We start from the raw sequence: 15520 nt of genomic DNA, 5'->3' as shown, positions 1-15520 counted from the left end.
GTCCCCAGTCACGCGGGACGCACCGCCGGCCGAACGTATGTACTGTCAGGCGGCGTTGAACGTCGACGGGTCCGGGCCGAGGCGCCGGTCCTCGTTGAGCGCGCTGATCGCCGCCAGGTCCTCGGTGTCCAGGCTGAAGTCGAAGACCTCGATGTTCTCCTTGATCCGCGAGGGCGTCACGGACTTCGGGATCACTACATTGCCGAGCTGGAGGTGCCAGCGCAGCACGATCTGGGCCGGGGTGCGGCCGTGCTTCTGCGCGATGGCCACGATGGCCGGAACCTCCAGCAGGCCCTTGCCGGAGCCGAGCGGCGACCACGCCTCGGTCGCGATGCCCTGCTCCGCGTGGTACTCGCGGGCCGCGCGCTGCTGGAGGTGCGGGTGCAGCTCGATCTGGTCGACGGCCGGGACGACGGACGTCTCGGCGATCAGCCGCTCAAGGTGCTCGGGCTCGAAGTTGGAGACGCCGATCGCCTTGATCCGGCCGTCGGCGTACAGCTTCTCGAACGCCTTATAGCTGTCGACGTACAGGTCACGGGCGGGCGTCGGCCAGTGGATCAGGTACAGATCCAGATAGTCCAGGCCGAGCTTGTCCAGCGAGGTGTCGAAGGCGCGCAGAGTCGCGTCGTAGCCCTGGTCGCTGTTCCAGAGCTTGGTGGTGACGAAGATGTCCTCGCGGGGCACCCCGGACGCCGCGATGGCCTTGCCGGTGCCCTCTTCATTGCCGTAGATCGCCGCTGTGTCGATGCTGCGGTACCCGGCCTCCAACGCCGTGCTGACCGCGCGCTCCGCCTCGTCGTCCGGCACCTGCCAGACGCCGAAGCCCAACTGGGGCATCTCGACGCCGTTGTTGAGGATGATCGGGGGGACCTTGCTGCTCACGAGCTCTTGATCCTTACGGTTGTCGTCAGGTGGTACTCCCATCGTCAACGATCACGAGCCGTGATGCATTCCTGACGGAGGAATCCATCCGAACTGACCCGCCGGTCAGCAGGTGATGGCTGAAATTGGCCGGAAATGCATCCGACCTCTTCGGTACAGACCATTGACCACTGACGGTCCTGCCGCGACTCTGGATCGCGCCAACCGAGCGGAATCCTGAACACAGTTCATGGATATGAATCCGCGTTGGCTTTCATCCGATGTTTCCCGTGTCTCCTGGCTCACGGAGAGGGAGGAACATGAGACGCCGTCGTCTTCGCGCCGCTGTGACGACTCTTACGCTCGCGGCCGCCACCCTGGTCACCCTGCCGGCCGCCGCACCCGCGCCCACCGGCTCCCCGGCAGGCCCGTCCGCGGACCGGGACTGGTCCGTCGCCATGGTCGACTCCACCATGGCCCGCTACACGCCGAGCACCATCGGAGGCTGGTCCTACCCGGTCGGCCTGTACCTCTACGGCCAGTACCTCACCTACCGGCGCACGCACGACGCGCGCTATCTCGCGTACATCAAGAGCTATGTCGACCGATTCGTCGGCGAGGACGGCTCCCTCGGCCAGTCCTTCAACAGCCTGGACAGCATGCAGGCGGGCCGGCTGCTGGTGATCCTCCACCACGAGACCGGCCAGGACCGCTACCGCAAGGCGGCGAAGAAGATCGTCGACCGCCTGGCCTCCTACCCCCGCACGGGCGACGGCGGCTTCTGGCACGCCGACACCACGAGCCGCGCCCACCAGCTCTGGGCCGACGGCGTCTACATGGTGAACCCGTTCCTCGTCGAGTACGGAGAGGAGTTCGGCGACAGCTCGTCCACCGACGACGAGGCCGCGAAGCAGCTCGCCGTCTACGGAAGCCACCTCCAGGTCGCGAACGGACTGCTCAAGCACGCCTACGACGAGTCGAAGACCGCCGGCTGGGCCGACCCGAGCACCGGGCTCGCCCCCGAGCACTGGTGCCGAGCGGTCGGCTGGTACTCCATGGCGATCGTCAACGTGCTGGACGGCATTCCGCAGCGCCACCCGCGCCGGGCCCAGCTGCTCTCCGTCCTCCGCAAGTTGGCGGCCGGCCTGGAGAAGTACCAGGACCCGGCGACCGGCCGCTGGTTCCAGGTGATCGACAAGGGCGCCCGAGGCGACAACTGGACCGAGACGTCCTGCTCCAGCATGTTCACCTACGCCCTCTCCCGCGGCGCTCAGCAGGGATACCTGGACCAGCATTTCAAGGCCGTCGCACACCGCGGCTACCAGGGCGTGCTCGCCAAACTCTCGCTCGGCTCCGACGGGCGCACGAACCTCGCCGACATCTCCATCGGCACCAACGTCGGCGACTACGCGTACTACATCGCTCGCGACCGGGCCACCAACGACTTCCACGGCCTGGGCGCCTTCCTGATCATGAACGAACAACTGCGAGGTGATTAGTGTCATGAGCACATCACGAAGGGCGGTGCTGGGCGCCGCGCTCGGCGGTGCCACGGCGGCCGCGGTCGGTCTGCCGCAGGCGACCACCGCCCACGCCGCCTCCTGGCAGCAGAAGTGGGCCCCCTCCGCGAGCGCCGACGGCCTCGGCGCCTTCGAGACCATCGAGGACGACCGCGCCGACTCGCATTCCGCCGGACAGCCGCACATCTACGCCACCGGCAACAACTGGCGCTTCGACATGCACACCGTCGACCGCGACACCTCCACCGACCGCCAGCGCCAGGAGGTCACCGGGCTGCGCAACGGCAGCGGGAGCAACTACCTGAAGTGGACGAAGGGTCAGACCTGGCGGGTCACCTACTCGATGTACATCCCGAGCTCCCTGAAGGCGACCACCACCTTCACCCACATCATGCAGATGAAGCAGCCCGGCAGCGGCACCTCGCCGATCGTCGTGCAGTCCCTGCGCCGGGTGAACGGCAAACAGACCATCGAGCTGAAGCTCGCCATCGACGACATCCTCGTCGGCCGCACCGACCTGGACCCGCTGCACGACAAATGGACCGACGTCGACTTCCAGATCAAGGTCGGCGACGGCTCGGCGGGTTCGGTCCGCTGGATCCTGAAGTCCGGCGGCTCGACCGTCGTCGACGCGTCCAAGTCCGGCGTCGACACCTTCCTGGCCGACCGCGTCCGCCCGAAGTGGGGCATCTACCGCTCCCTCGGCGACACCTCCGGCTCCCTCCAGAACACCTACCTGCTGCTCAGCAACCTCCGCGGCTATCAACTGGTCTGAGGAGCCGTCACCTTGAAACCCCCCACAGCCCCACGCTCCCGAGCGGCCGCGATCGTCTTCTTCGTGGTCGCCGTCGTCCTCGGACTCAGCCACCCGGCCGCCCCGGCCGCCCCGGCCGCCCCGCAGGATCCCTCCCGAGCCGCCGCCGTCTTCGACGTACGCGACTACGGCGCCAAGGGAGACGGCTCCGCCAACGACACCCCCGCCGTCAACAAGGCCATCGCCGCCGCGAGTTCGGCCGCGGGCGGCGGAGTCGTCCGCTTCCCGCCCGGCGACTACAAGTCGAAGAACACCATCCACATGAAGAGCCACGTGACGCTCCGGCTCGACAAGGGCGCCACCCTCCAGGGCTCCAGTGCCGACACCTACGACAAGCCCGAGTCCAATCCGTACGACGCCTACCAGGACTACGGGCACAGCCACTTCCACAACGCGATGATCCACGGCGACCGGCTGACCGACATCGGCTTCGTCGGCCAGGGCGTCATCGACGGCATGGGCAACCTGATCACCGGCAACCCGAAGTCCGGCGAGGCCGACAAGATCATCTCCCTGACCCGGTGCGACGGACTCACCCTCGGCGACGGCCTCACGCTCCGCCGCGGCGGCCACTTCGCGGCGCTCGTCAACGGCTGCACGAACGTGACCTCGGACCGCCTGACCATCGACACCGCGAGCGACCGCGACGGCTGGAACATCATCTCCACGACGAACGTCACGGTGACGAACGCGAACATCAGGGCCAACGACGACGCCCTGGTCTTCAAGAGTGACTACGCCCTCGGCGCCAAGCTCCCCAACGGCCACGTGCGTGTGAACGACAGCTTCCTGTCCGCCCGTTGCTGCAACGCGCTCATGTTCGGCTCGGAGACCTGCGGCGACTTCTCGGACTACCAATTCGAGAACATCCGGATCGACGGCGCCGACAAGTCCGGCCTCGGCATGGTGTCGATGGACGGCGCGAAGATCTCCGACGTCCACTACCGCGACATCACGATGACGAACGTCCACTCGCCGATCATGCAGAAGATCGGAACCCGGAAACGGTGCGGCAACAGCCCCGGTGTCGGATCGATCAGCGACATCACGTACGACGACATCACGGCCACCGGCAGCAGCCCGTCCTTCAGCCCGACCCTGTGGGGCGAGACCGGCCACCGCATCAAGGGCGTGACCTTCAACGACGTCGACATCACGGTCCCGGGCGGCAACGGCACCATGTCCACCGGAGTGCCGGCCAACGACCCGAAGGACTACAACCCCAAGGCCATCGGCACCCGGCCGGCCTACGGCTGGTACCTCCACAACGCCGACGACATCCGCTTCACCGACAGCTCGGTGAGGTTCGCCGCGGACGACGGCCGCCCGGCGTTCCTCGCCGACGCGGCCGACGGCATCCGGCTCACCCGGTTCACCGCGCGGAAGGGCGGCGGCTCCCCGTTCGACGTGGGCTTCCAGAACGCCACGGGCGGCTGCCTGACGGACAGCCACAACACCTCCGGCGGCGCCCTGCGGGTCTCGGGAGCCCAGGACTGCGGCAGTACGGCGGTGAAGCCGCTCGACCTCGACAACCCCCGCCAGGACTTCCTGCGCAACTCCGTCGGCGGCCTCTTCCTGCACTGGGGCCTGCGCACCGCGCCCGCCCACACCAGCTGCACCGCCTGGGAGAACGACGTCACCAGCGGCGGCTGGAACGCCGACTACTGGGTGAAGGAGGCCCAGAAGCTGCACACCCAGTACCTGGTCCTCGCCTCCTTCCACAGCCGCCTCGGCTACGCCCGCGCCTGGCCGTCGAAGATCCCCGGCTCCTGCTCCACCCGGCGCGACTTCCTGGGTGAGCTGGTCACCGCCGCCAAGGCCAAAGGGCTGAAGGTCATCCTCTACATGACCAACGACCCCCAGTGGCACGACGAGGGCGGCCACGAGTGGCTCGACTCGGCCGCCTACTCCGCCTACAAGGGCAAGAACGTCGACCTGACCACCAACGACGGCTTCGGGCAGTTCAGTTACGACAACTTCTTCGAGGTCATGGACCGCTATCCCGACCTCGGCGGCTTCTGGATCGACAACGACAACGCCTACTGGGAGAGCCACGACCTCTACCGGCAGATCTACGAGAAGCGCCCGAACTACACGCTCAGCAACAACAACGAGGACACGCCGATCATGGACATGATCAGCAATGAGCAGAAGACGGGGATGACGCCGGCCTACGACCACCCGCAGGCGGTCTACACGGCCCAACCCCGACTCACCGAGGCCGACTTCAAGCTGCCCTCGACCGGCTCCTGGTGGTACGGCGGCACCGACCCGTCGGTCGACAAGATGCTCACCCTCGGCCGCCTCGTCACCAACGCCGGCTCCTCCGTGAAGGCACTGATGGCCGAGACCGCCCAGGTCAACGGCAAGTTCCCGGCCAACCAGGCCGACTTCAACAACTTCGCGAACTCCTACCTCGACCCCATCTGGGAGTCGCTGCACGGCACGGAGGGCGGCGGCTACCTGTACGGCGGGCTCAAGCCGGGCTTCTGGAACGACGGTGCCCACGGCGTGACCACGATCAGCAAGACCGACCCCGACCGCCAGTACGTCCACGTCCTGACCCCGCCCAGCACCAGCACCCTGCGCATCCGCGACAACGGCTACCGCGTCGCTTCGGTCACCAACCTCCGTACGGGCGCGGCGGTTTCGTGGTCCCAGTCGGGCGGCGTACTCACCCTCACCGGCCTCGGGAACTGGGACCCGTACGACACGGTGTTCAAGGTCACCACCGCCGGCCGCCAGGGCATCCTCACCGGCGTCAAGGTGAGCGCGAGCGCCTCGGCGAGCGGTCACGCCGGCTCGGCCGCCGGTGACGGCGACTACCGCACCTACTGGGACAACAACAAGACCCTGCCCGTCAACCTCACCTTCGACCTCGGCAGCTCGAAGAAGGTCCAGTACCTCGGCCTCAACCAGCGCGAGGACTCCGTCGCCTACGCCCGTTCGGACACCGAGCAGTCGGCGCGGATCAAGGACTACAAGGTGTACCTGAGCGCCGACGGCTCCACCTGGGGCAACCCCGTGAAGACCGGCCAGCTGCCGAGCCGCCGCGGCGTCCAGGGCATCGACCTCACCGCGGCCAACGCCCGCTACGTCCGCCTGGAGGTCACCTCCACCTGGGCCGCCGCCACCGACACCACCCGCTACAAACGACTGCGCATCGACGAGGCGTGGATCGGCACGTCGTACGCCACACCCGCGAACGGGGGACAGTCATGATCCGGATCAGATCGCTCACGGCCGCGGTGGCGGGCCTGCTCCTCACCGCCGCCGTGCCGCTCCTGGGCACCGCTCAACCGGCCGTCGCCTCCGACAACGGCCAGTCTGTCCGGCCCGCCATGGGCTGGTCCAGCTGGAGCTACGTGCGGCGCACACCGACCGAGGCGAAGATCAAGGCGCAGGCGGACGCGCTGGTCGCCAGTGGCCTCAAGGACCACGGCTTCGTGTACGTCAACCTCGACGACTTCTGGCAGAAGTGCGACAGCAACGGCTTCGTCGTCGACGGCTACGGCCGCTGGACCGCCGACACGGCCAAGTTCCCCGGCGGGATCAAGGCCGTGGCCGACTATGTCCACTCCAAGGGCTTGAAGTTCGGCTTCTACGTCACCCCGGGCATCGCGAAGAACGCCGTCACCAAGAACACGCCGATCGAAGGGACCTCGTACCACGCGAAGGACATCGCGGACACCTCGAAGTCGGAGAAGAACTACAACTGCAAGAACATATACTACATCGACTACTCCAAGCCGGGAGCCCAGGAGTTCGTCGACTCCTGGGCCAGGCAGTTCGCGTCCTGGGGTGTCGACTACCTGAAGATCGACGGGGTGGGCAGCCAGGACATCCCCGACGTCCAGGCCTGGGACAAGGCGTTGCGCGCCACCGGACGGCCCATCAACTTCGCGCTCTCCAACAACCTCCCCATCGCCGACGCCACCACCTGGCGGAAACTGGCCAACAGCTGGCGCACCCAGGGTGACGTCGAGTGCTACTGCGGGCCGGGGAGCAACGGCAGCGGCTATCCGCTCACCGACTGGTCCCACGTCAGCAAACGCTTCGACTCGGCGGCCTCCTGGCAGCCGTACGCGGGCCCCGGCGGCTGGAACGACCTGGACTCGCTGGAGATCGGCAACGGCGACCAGGTGGGCCTGACCGCCGACCAGCGGCGCTCCCACTTCACCCTGTGGGCGATGGCGGCCTCGCCGCTGCTGCTCGGCACCGACCTCACCCACCTCGACTCCGTCGACAAGGCGATGCTGACCAACGACCGGTTGATCGGCGTCAACCAGGACGGGGTCGCGGCCAAGCGGATCGTGAACAGCGGGGCCAAGCAGGTCTGGAGCAAGAGGGAGAGCGACGGCCAGTACGTCGTCGCCCTGTTCAACACCGGCACCTCGGGCAACGCGACCGTGAGCGTGAACTGGTCGCAGGTCGGCTTCAGCGGCTCCGGGGACGTGACGGACCTGTGGTCCGGATCCCACAAGGGCGTGATCGCCGACTCGTACAGCGCGACCCTGCGTCCCGGCGAGACCCGGCTGATCCGCGTGAAGCCCGTCAACTCCCTGAAGAGCGCAGCCGCTTCACCGGGCATGGCCGTCGCCCCCTACGAGTACCTCGGCTGGGGCAACCCGCAGAACCCCACCTCGGTGATGTCGGCGACCGGCGTCAAGTGGTTCACCCTCGCGTTCATCCTCTCCGACGGGGGCTGCAACCCGAAGTGGGACGGTTCGCGCCCGCTGACCGGCGGCACCGACCAGTCGAGGATCGACGCGATCAGATCCGCCGGCGGTGACGTCATGGTCTCCGTCGGCGGCTGGAGCGGGAACAAGCTCGGCGAGAAGTGCTCCAGCGCCTCCGCCCTGGCCGGCGCCTACCAGAAGGTGATCAACGCCTACCAACTCAAGGCCCTCGACATCGACATCGAGAACACCGAGTGGTCCAACGCGACCGTGCGGCAGCGGGTGGTCGACGCACTCAAGACGGTCAAGGCGAACAACCCGGGCCTTAAGACCGTCATCACCTTCGGCACCACGACCAGCGGCCCCGACTCCACCGGCGTCGACATGATCAAGCGGGCCGCCAACTCCGGTCTGGCGAACGACGTCTGGTGCATCATGCCGTTCGACTTCGGCGGCGGCACCACGAACATGGGCACCCTGACCACACAGGCCATGGAAGGACTCAAGGCCCGGGTCAAGTCGGCGTACGGCTACAGCGACGCCACCGCCTACGCTCACATCGGGCTGTCGTCGATGAACGGCAGGACCGACGACTCCGGTGAGCGCGTGCGGGTGGCCGACTTCAAGACCATGCTCGCCTACGCCCAGCAGCACCACATCGGACGGCTCACCTACTGGTCCGTCAACCGCGACCGGGCCTGCGGCTCGGGCACCGACGGCGACGCGTGCAGCGGTGTGACGCAGCAGCCGTACGACTACCTCAAGGTCTTCACCCAGTACACGGGCTGAGGGGAACATCCGTGAACATCAGAAGAGTTCTGCCGTACGGCGTCGCGGCGGCCCTGGCGCTGCCGCTCGCCGGTCTCGGCCAGGGCGCCGCGCGGGCCGCCACCGACTACCAGGCCGAGGACGCCCGGATCTCGCAGGGGACCGTGGCCACCAACCACACCGGGTACACCGGCACCGGATTCGTCGACTACACCAACGTCACAGGTTCCTACGTGGAGTTCACGGTGAGCGCGGCCTCCGCCGGCACCTCCGCCCTCACCCTGCGCTATGCCAACGGGACCTCCACGGACCGTCCGATGGACATCTCAGTCAACGGCACGGTCGTCGCCTCCGGCGTCTCCTTCCCGGCCACCGCCGACTGGAACACCTGGGTCACCAGGACCGTCAATGTCCCGCTGACCGCGGGCACCGACAGGATCCGGGCCACCGCCACCACCGCCGCCGGCGGCCCCAACCTCGACCGGATCAGCCTCGGCACGGCCGCCGACACCCAGGCGCCGACCCGTCCCGGACAGCCCAGTTGTTCGGACATCGGCGAGAACTCCCTCACGCTGGCCTGGGGCGCGTCCACGGACAACGTGGGGGTGAGCGCCTACGACATCTACGAGCACGGCAACAAGATCAGTGAGGCGCCGGGGAGTTCGACCTCGAAGACGCTGACGGGGCTCACCCCCAACACCGACTACAACCTCACGGTGATCGCCCGCGACGCGGCGGGCAACACCTCGCCCGCCAGCCCCGTCGTCGACTGCACCACCAAGCCCAGCTCCGACACCACTCCGCCGAGCAAGCCGGGCACGCTGTCCGCGAGCAACGTCACCGCCAACAGCGCCGACCTCAAGTGGGGCGCCTCGACCGACGACCAGGCGGTCGTCGCCTACGACGTGCGCAGCGACACCACCGTCTACGACACGGTGACCAGCGGCACGTCCACCACGCTCACCGGGCTCGCCTGCAACACCCCGTACAGCCTGAACGTGGTCGCCCGGGACGCGGCGGGCAATGTCTCCCCGCCGAGCAACACGGTCACCTTCACCACCAAGGCGTGCGCCACCGACGGCGGAGTCCCGTCCTCGATCTCCACCCTCTCCTCGGGCTGGACGATCCCCTGGGGCGTCTTCTGGCTGCCCGACGGCAAGACCGCCCTGGTCACCGAACGGGACGACTTCCGGGTCTGGAAGGTCACCAAGGACGGCACGAGGACGCAGGTCGGCACCGTGCCCAACGCCGTCACCACCAACGGCGAGGGCGGACTGCTGGGCGTCGCCGTCGACCCCCAGTGGGACAGCAACCACTACGTCTACTTCATGCACACCGCCTCCGAGGGCAACCGGGTCGTGCGCATGACGTACGACGGCTCCTCGCTCGGCGACTACAGGATCCTGCTCCAGGGCATCAAGAAGAACCGCTACCACAACGGCGGACGGCTCCTGTTCGGCCCCGACGGCTACCTCTACGTCTCCACCGGCGAGGCCCAGACGCCCGACCTGGCGCAGGACAAGAACTCCCTCAACGGCAAGATCCTGCGCATGACGACCGACGGCAGGCCGGCCCCCGGCAACCCCTTCGGCAACTACGTCTACAGCCTCGGCCACCGCAACCCGCAGGGCCTCGCCTTCGACCGCAACGGCCGGTTGTGGGAAGCGGAGTTCGGCAACAGCTCCAAGGACGAGCTGAACCTGATCAAGCCGGGCGCCAACTACGGCTGGCCGACCTGCGAGGGCAACTGCAGTGTCTCCGGGATGACCAACCCCAAGGCCACCTGGAACGTCTCGGAGGCGTCCCCGAGCGGCATCGCCATCGTCCGCAACGTCGTCTACATGGCGTCCCTGCGCGGAGAGCGGCTGTGGCGGATCCCGATCAACGGGGACAACGAGAGCGTCGGCACGCCCACCGCGTACTACGTGGGCACCTACGGCCGGCTGCGCACGGTCACCAAGGTGCCGGGCGCCGACCAGCTGTGGCTGTCGACCACCAACTGCGACAACAACGGAGGTGCGGCCGACGGATCGGACAAGATCCTGCGCTTGACCATCGGTTGACGAACCGTCAGGCCCGGTACAGGGCGTCGACCTCGCTCGCGTACGCCGTCTCGATCGCCTTGCGCTTCAGCTTCAGCGACGGCGTCAGCAGCCCGTGCTCCTCGGTGAAGGGCTGCGCGAGGATACGGAAGGTGCGGATCGACTCGGCCTGCGAGACCAGGGTGTTGGCGGCGACCACCGCGCGTCGCACCTCGGTCTCCAGGTCGGTGTCCCGCACCAGCTGGGCCGCGGACATCCGCGGCTTGTCGCGCATCCCGAGCCAGTGCTCGACCGCCTCCTGGTCGAGGGTGACCAGGGCGGCGACATAGGGCCGGTCGTTGCCCACCACGATGCACTGCGAGACCAGCGGATGGTCGCGCACCCGCTCCTCCAGCACCCCGGGGGAGACGCTCTTGCCGCCGGAGGTGACGAGGATCTCCTTCTTGCGGCCGGTGATGGTGAGATAGCCGTCCTCGTCCAGGAAGCCCAGGTCACCGGTGGCGAGCCAGCCGTCGTGCAGGGCCTCGTCGGTGGCCTTCTCGTTGTTGAGGTAGCCCTGGAAGATGTTGTTGCCGTACAGCCAGATCTCGCCGTCGTCCGCGATGTGCACGGTCATGCCCGGGATGGGCTGGCCGACCGTGCCGTAGCGGGTGCGTTCGGGCGGGTTGGCGGTGGCGGCGGCCGTCGACTCGGTCAGGCCGTAGCCCTCGTAGATGTGCACGCCCGCGCCGGCGAAGAACAGCCCCAGCTTGCGGTCCATGGCCGAGCCGCCGGTCATGGCATGTCTGATGCGGCCGCCCATGGCCGCCCGCAGCTTGGAGTAGACGAGCTTGTCGAAGAGCTGGTGCTGCATGCGCAGCCCCGCCGACGGGCCGGGTCCCAGCCCCCAGGCCTTGGCCTCCATGGCGTCCGCGTACTTCACCGCCACGTCGACGGCCTTCTCGAACGGCCCCGCCTTGCCCTCCTTCTCGGCCTTGCGGCGCGAGGCGTTGAAGACCTTCTCGAAGATGTACGGCACGCCCAGGAAGAACGTCGGCTTGAACGCGGCCAGGTCCGGCAGCAGGGCGGCCGCGTTCATCTGCGGCTGGTGGCCGAAACGCACCCCGCCGCGGATCGCGGCCACCTGGACCATCCGTCCGAAGACGTGCGCGAGCGGCAGGAACAGCAGGGTCGCCGCCTCGTCGCCCTTCTTGGAGTGGAACACCGGCTCCCAGCGCTCGATGACGGTGTCCGCCTCGTACATGAAGTTGCCGTGGGTGATCACACAGCCCTTGGGGCGGCCGGTGGTGCCCGAGGTGTAGATGATCGTGGCGACCGAGTCCGGGGTGACCGCCTGCCGGTGGCGGTGCACCACCTCGTCCTCGATGGCGGTCCCCGCGTCGTACAGCTCCTGCACGGCGCCGGAGTCCAGCTGCCACAGCCGGTGCAGCCGCGGCAGCCGGTCGATGACGGTGGCGATCGTCATCGCGTGGTCCTCGTGCTCCACGATCGCGGCCGTGCACTCGGCGTCGTACAGCGCCCAGAAGCACTGCTCGGCGGAGGAGGTCGGGTAGACGGGGACGACCTGCGCGCCGATCGTCCACAGGGCGTAGTCGAACAGCGTCCACTCGTAGCGGGTGCGGGACATGATCGCGACCCGGTCGCCGAAGCGGATGCCCTGGGCGAGCAGTCCCTTGGCCAGGGCCATGACCTCGTCCCGGAACTCCGCGGACGTCACGTCCCGCCACCGGCCGCTGTCGTCCTTGCGGCCGAGGGCGATGTGCACGGGGTTGTTCCGGGCATGCTCGAAGACGACGTCGGCCAGTCCGCCCACGGGGGGTGCCAACGCCAACGGAGGGTTGGTGAACTCGCGCAAACCCCGCTCCCCGCTCTCCCTGGCGCTCAGTGACGCTCCGCACGGCGCCGTGAAAGCTACCCCACCCGGAGATACGGCGGGAGGGGGGCCGAAGCCGAGCGGTGCTCAGGTCTGGCCTGGTCAGTGCCGGAAAATGCGCTCACATGGGGAAGGGTCGGACACAGAACTGACGGTTTGCGAAAGGTTCGGCGCCGTAATCTCCACTGAATCTGTACGACCCGACTACGGCTCCGGACCTTGGCGAAACGGTTATCCCCGGCGCACCGTCCTCACTTCCCTCAGCGCCACGGGCCCGGAATCTGTCACTCCGCTCCGCGTCGCGCGATCCGGCCGGACCAGGATCAGCACCAGCGCCCCGGCGACCGTCGCGGTCAGTCCCGCGACCAGGGCCGCGGAGTTCAGGCCCGCGGCGAACGCCGTCCGCAGCGTGTGGTCGGACAGGGTGCCGCGCAGCGCACCGGCCGCCCCGCCCGCCAGCGCGTGCGCCGCGTCGGACGGGAGGGTGTCCCGCATCCGCGAGGTCAGCACCGTGCCGTACACGGCGATGCCGAGCGCGAACCCGAGCTGCCGGAAGGCGTTGACGGCGCCGCCCGCCATCCCGGACCGGTCCTGCGGTACGGCGGCCAGCGCGGCGCCCGCGATCCCCGGCGCGACCAGCCCCGTACCGACACCCAGCAGCACCATCCCCGGCACCAGCGCGGACGCCGTCGACCCCGCGTCGAGGCCCGTCATGCAGAACTGCCCCGTGCCGGTCAGCAGCAGACCGCCCCCGACCGTGATCCGCGCCGGCACCCCGTGCAGCAGCCGCCCGCCGACGGCCGCCACCACGAACGACGACGCCGACAGCCACAGGAAGACCAGCCCGCCGCGCACCGGACTCATCCCGAGCAGTGTCTGCATCCAGATCGAGTCGTACGCCATCAGACTGAACGCGGCCGCGTTGAAGGCGAGCGCACCCACCATCACCCCGGAGAACGCCGGCTTCAGGAACAGCCGCGGATCGAGCAGCGGGTCGGCACCGCGCCACTCCACCACCACGAAGACGACCAGCGCGAGGACGGCCGCCGCGAACACCAGGAGGGTGCCCGTCTCGCCCCAGCCGCGCTGCCCGGCCCGCACCGCGCCGTACGTCAGCCCGCCCGCGAAGGCCGCGAAGGACACCGTGCCCGCCCAGTCGATCCGCCGCTCGCGCGAGCCGTGCGACTCCGGTACGACCCTCAGCGTCAGCCACACCGCGGCCACGCTCACCGGCAGATTGACGTAGAAGATCCACCGCCAGCCCGGCCCGTCCGTGAGCACCCCGCCGAGCAACGGGCCCACCGCGGCCGCCGCGCCGCTGACCGCGCCCCACACCCCGATCGCCACCGAGCGCCGCCGGTCCCGGTAGACCGAGCCCAGCAGCGGCAGCGTGGTCGCCAGCATCGCGGCCGCCCCGAGCCCCTGGACCGCTCGCGAGGCGACCAGGACCTCCGGACCGCTCGCCAGCCCGCACATCAGCGAGGCCGTCGCGAACACCACGACCCCCACGACGTGCACCCGACGCCGCCCCAGGATGTCGGCGGCGGCGCCCGCCCCGAGCAGCAGCGCGGCGAGCGTCAGCGCGTACCCGTCCATCACCCACTGCAGATCGCTCAGCGACGCGTCCAGCGACCTCGCCATGTCCGGCAGCGCGACCACCGCGATCGTCACGTCCAGCAACAGCATGAACGTGCTCAGACAGACGGCCGTGAGCGGCCCCCATGTCCCCCAGGTACGCATGTCCTCAACTCCTCGTACGACGGATGCGAATGACTTCGTACGATGGGGCAGACCGGCCGATCGGCACGCCTGAACGCGCCCAGGTGCCGGAATCCGACACCGGAGGGCCCCGTGCAGACGAAATCCCCCACCCCGCAGCCGGGCTTCGACGAACTCGACCTGCGCCTGCTGTCCGCGCTGGCGGTCGACGGCCGGGCCTCCTTCAGCCGGATCGCCGCGGTGCTCGGCGTCTCCGACCAGACCGTCGCCCGCCGCTACCGCAGGCTGTGCGCCGAGGGCGGGCTGCGGGTCGTGGTGATGCGGGACGCCGACCGGCTCGGCGAGGACCAGTGGATGCTGCGGGTGCGCTGCGCCCCGGACAGCGCCCTGGCCATCGCGGACGCGCTGGCCAAGCGCTCCGACACCAACTGGGTGGGGCTCGCCTCGGGCGGCACCGAGGTCCTCTGCATGACCCGTCCGCGCAGCGCCGGTGATCACGCCGACCTGCTGCTCGGCAAGCTCCCGCGCACCCCCAGCGTGGTGGAGATCCGCGCCCACCAGCTGCTGCACCGCTTCTACGGCGGTGCGCAGAGCTGGATCACCAAGCTGGACGGGCTCACCGCCGCGGAGACCGAGGCGCTGCGGCCCCGTGTCGCACCGGTCCCGGACCGCGCCCGGATCACGGCGGAGGACGGACCGCTCCTCGCCGCCCTGGAGCGGGACGGCCGGGCCACCTACCCCGAGTTGCAGCGGGCGACCGGCCTCACCGAGTCCGCCGCCAAACGCCGGCTCGCCGCCCTGCTCGCGTCGGGCGCCGTGTTCGTCGACGCGGAGTTCGACCCGGGGATCCTCGGCCACCCGGTCGGCGCCCTGCTGTGGATCACCGCGGCACCGGCCGCGCTGCACTCCGTGGGTCAGGCGCTGGCCGGGCACACCCGGATCGCCCACGCGGCGGCGGCGACCGGCCCGTGCAACATCCTCGCCACCGTGCTGGCCGAGAGCACGGCCGACCTGTACGCCTACCTCAGCGGCCCGCTCGGGCAGCTGGAGGGAGTGCAGCACGTGGACACCACGGTGTTCCTCCGGTGGATCAAGCAGCTCACGTATCCGGCGCCGATGCGGTGAGAGGGGGACGCGGGGCAGGTGCGGGTGTGGTTGTCGGCGGGGCGGCGGGGGCGGTGGGGGCGGCGGGAGCAGTCAGCGGGCCGGGGCGGTGGCTGCGGTGACCGGTACAGGCTTCGGGC

General features: G+C 69.1%; 9 protein-coding genes. 6 read left to right on the top strand and 3 right to left on the bottom strand.

The features are described 5' to 3' along the window. Positions 1-45: 45 nt before the first annotated feature. Positions 46-882, bottom strand: a complete 837-nt coding sequence (locus ACFULQ_RS36850; RefSeq protein ID WP_383552562.1) for an aldo/keto reductase — start codon at positions 880-882, stop codon at positions 46-48. 299 nt (positions 883-1181) lie between these two features. Here ACFULQ_RS36850 and ACFULQ_RS36845 point away from each other — a divergent pair, with 299 nt between their 5' ends. From ACFULQ_RS36845 to ACFULQ_RS36825, 5 genes are read left to right on the top strand one after another with little or no spacing between them, the layout of a single operon-like run. Beyond that, a complete protein-coding gene (locus tag ACFULQ_RS36845) occupies positions 1182-2360 on the top strand; it encodes a glycoside hydrolase family 105 protein (RefSeq protein WP_383552559.1) in 1179 nt (392 codons plus the stop codon). Between the two features lie 4 nt (positions 2361-2364). Continuing rightward, on the top strand, positions 2365-3156 hold the full coding sequence (locus ACFULQ_RS36840; protein WP_383552556.1) for a Tat pathway signal sequence domain protein: 792 nt from the start codon (positions 2365-2367) through the stop codon (positions 3154-3156). A 12-nt stretch (positions 3157-3168) separates the two neighbouring features. Continuing rightward, positions 3169-6417: a glycosyl hydrolase family 28 protein gene (locus ACFULQ_RS36835; RefSeq protein WP_383552554.1), complete on the top strand. Its 3249-nt coding sequence runs from the start codon at positions 3169-3171 to the stop codon at positions 6415-6417. After that, the gene (locus ACFULQ_RS36830; RefSeq protein ID WP_383552551.1) at positions 6414-8663 is read left to right on the top strand and encodes an alpha-galactosidase; all 2250 of its coding nucleotides are present in this window, start codon (positions 6414-6416) and stop codon (positions 8661-8663) included. Before ACFULQ_RS36835 ends, ACFULQ_RS36830 begins: the two co-directional genes overlap by 4 nt. A gap of 11 nt (positions 8664-8674) precedes the next feature. Continuing rightward, positions 8675-10705 carry a PQQ-dependent sugar dehydrogenase gene (locus ACFULQ_RS36825; RefSeq protein ID WP_383552548.1) on the top strand — a complete coding sequence of 677 codons (2031 nt, stop codon included), beginning with the start codon at positions 8675-8677 and terminating at the stop codon, positions 10703-10705. Between the two features lie 7 nt (positions 10706-10712). On the opposite strand, the gene ACFULQ_RS36820 is transcribed toward ACFULQ_RS36825, so the two are convergent. Both ACFULQ_RS36820 and ACFULQ_RS36815 read right to left on the bottom strand, forming a co-directional pair. Beyond that, positions 10713-12539, bottom strand: coding sequence for an AMP-dependent synthetase/ligase (locus ACFULQ_RS36820; RefSeq protein WP_383552546.1), 1827 nt, complete (start codon positions 12537-12539; stop codon positions 10713-10715). Positions 12540-12788: 249 nt separating this feature from the next. Then, positions 12789-14297, bottom strand: a complete 1509-nt coding sequence (locus tag ACFULQ_RS36815) for an MFS transporter (protein ID WP_383552543.1) — start codon at positions 14295-14297, stop codon at positions 12789-12791. Positions 14298-14408: 111 nt separating this feature from the next. On the opposite strand from ACFULQ_RS36815, the gene ACFULQ_RS36810 reads away from it, so the two are divergent. Further along, entirely contained in the window at positions 14409-15401 is a 993-nt protein-coding gene (locus ACFULQ_RS36810; protein WP_383552540.1) for an Lrp/AsnC family transcriptional regulator, read from the top strand. The last annotated feature ends 119 nt before the right edge of the window (positions 15402-15520 follow it).

The sequence above is a fragment of the Streptomyces sp. NPDC057253 genome, assembly GCF_042669125.1.
Classification (GTDB): Bacteria; Actinomycetota; Actinomycetes; order Streptomycetales; family Streptomycetaceae; genus Streptomyces.
The sequence above is the reverse complement of the archived record's forward strand: the minus strand, read 5'-3'. Positions and strand labels throughout refer to the sequence as shown.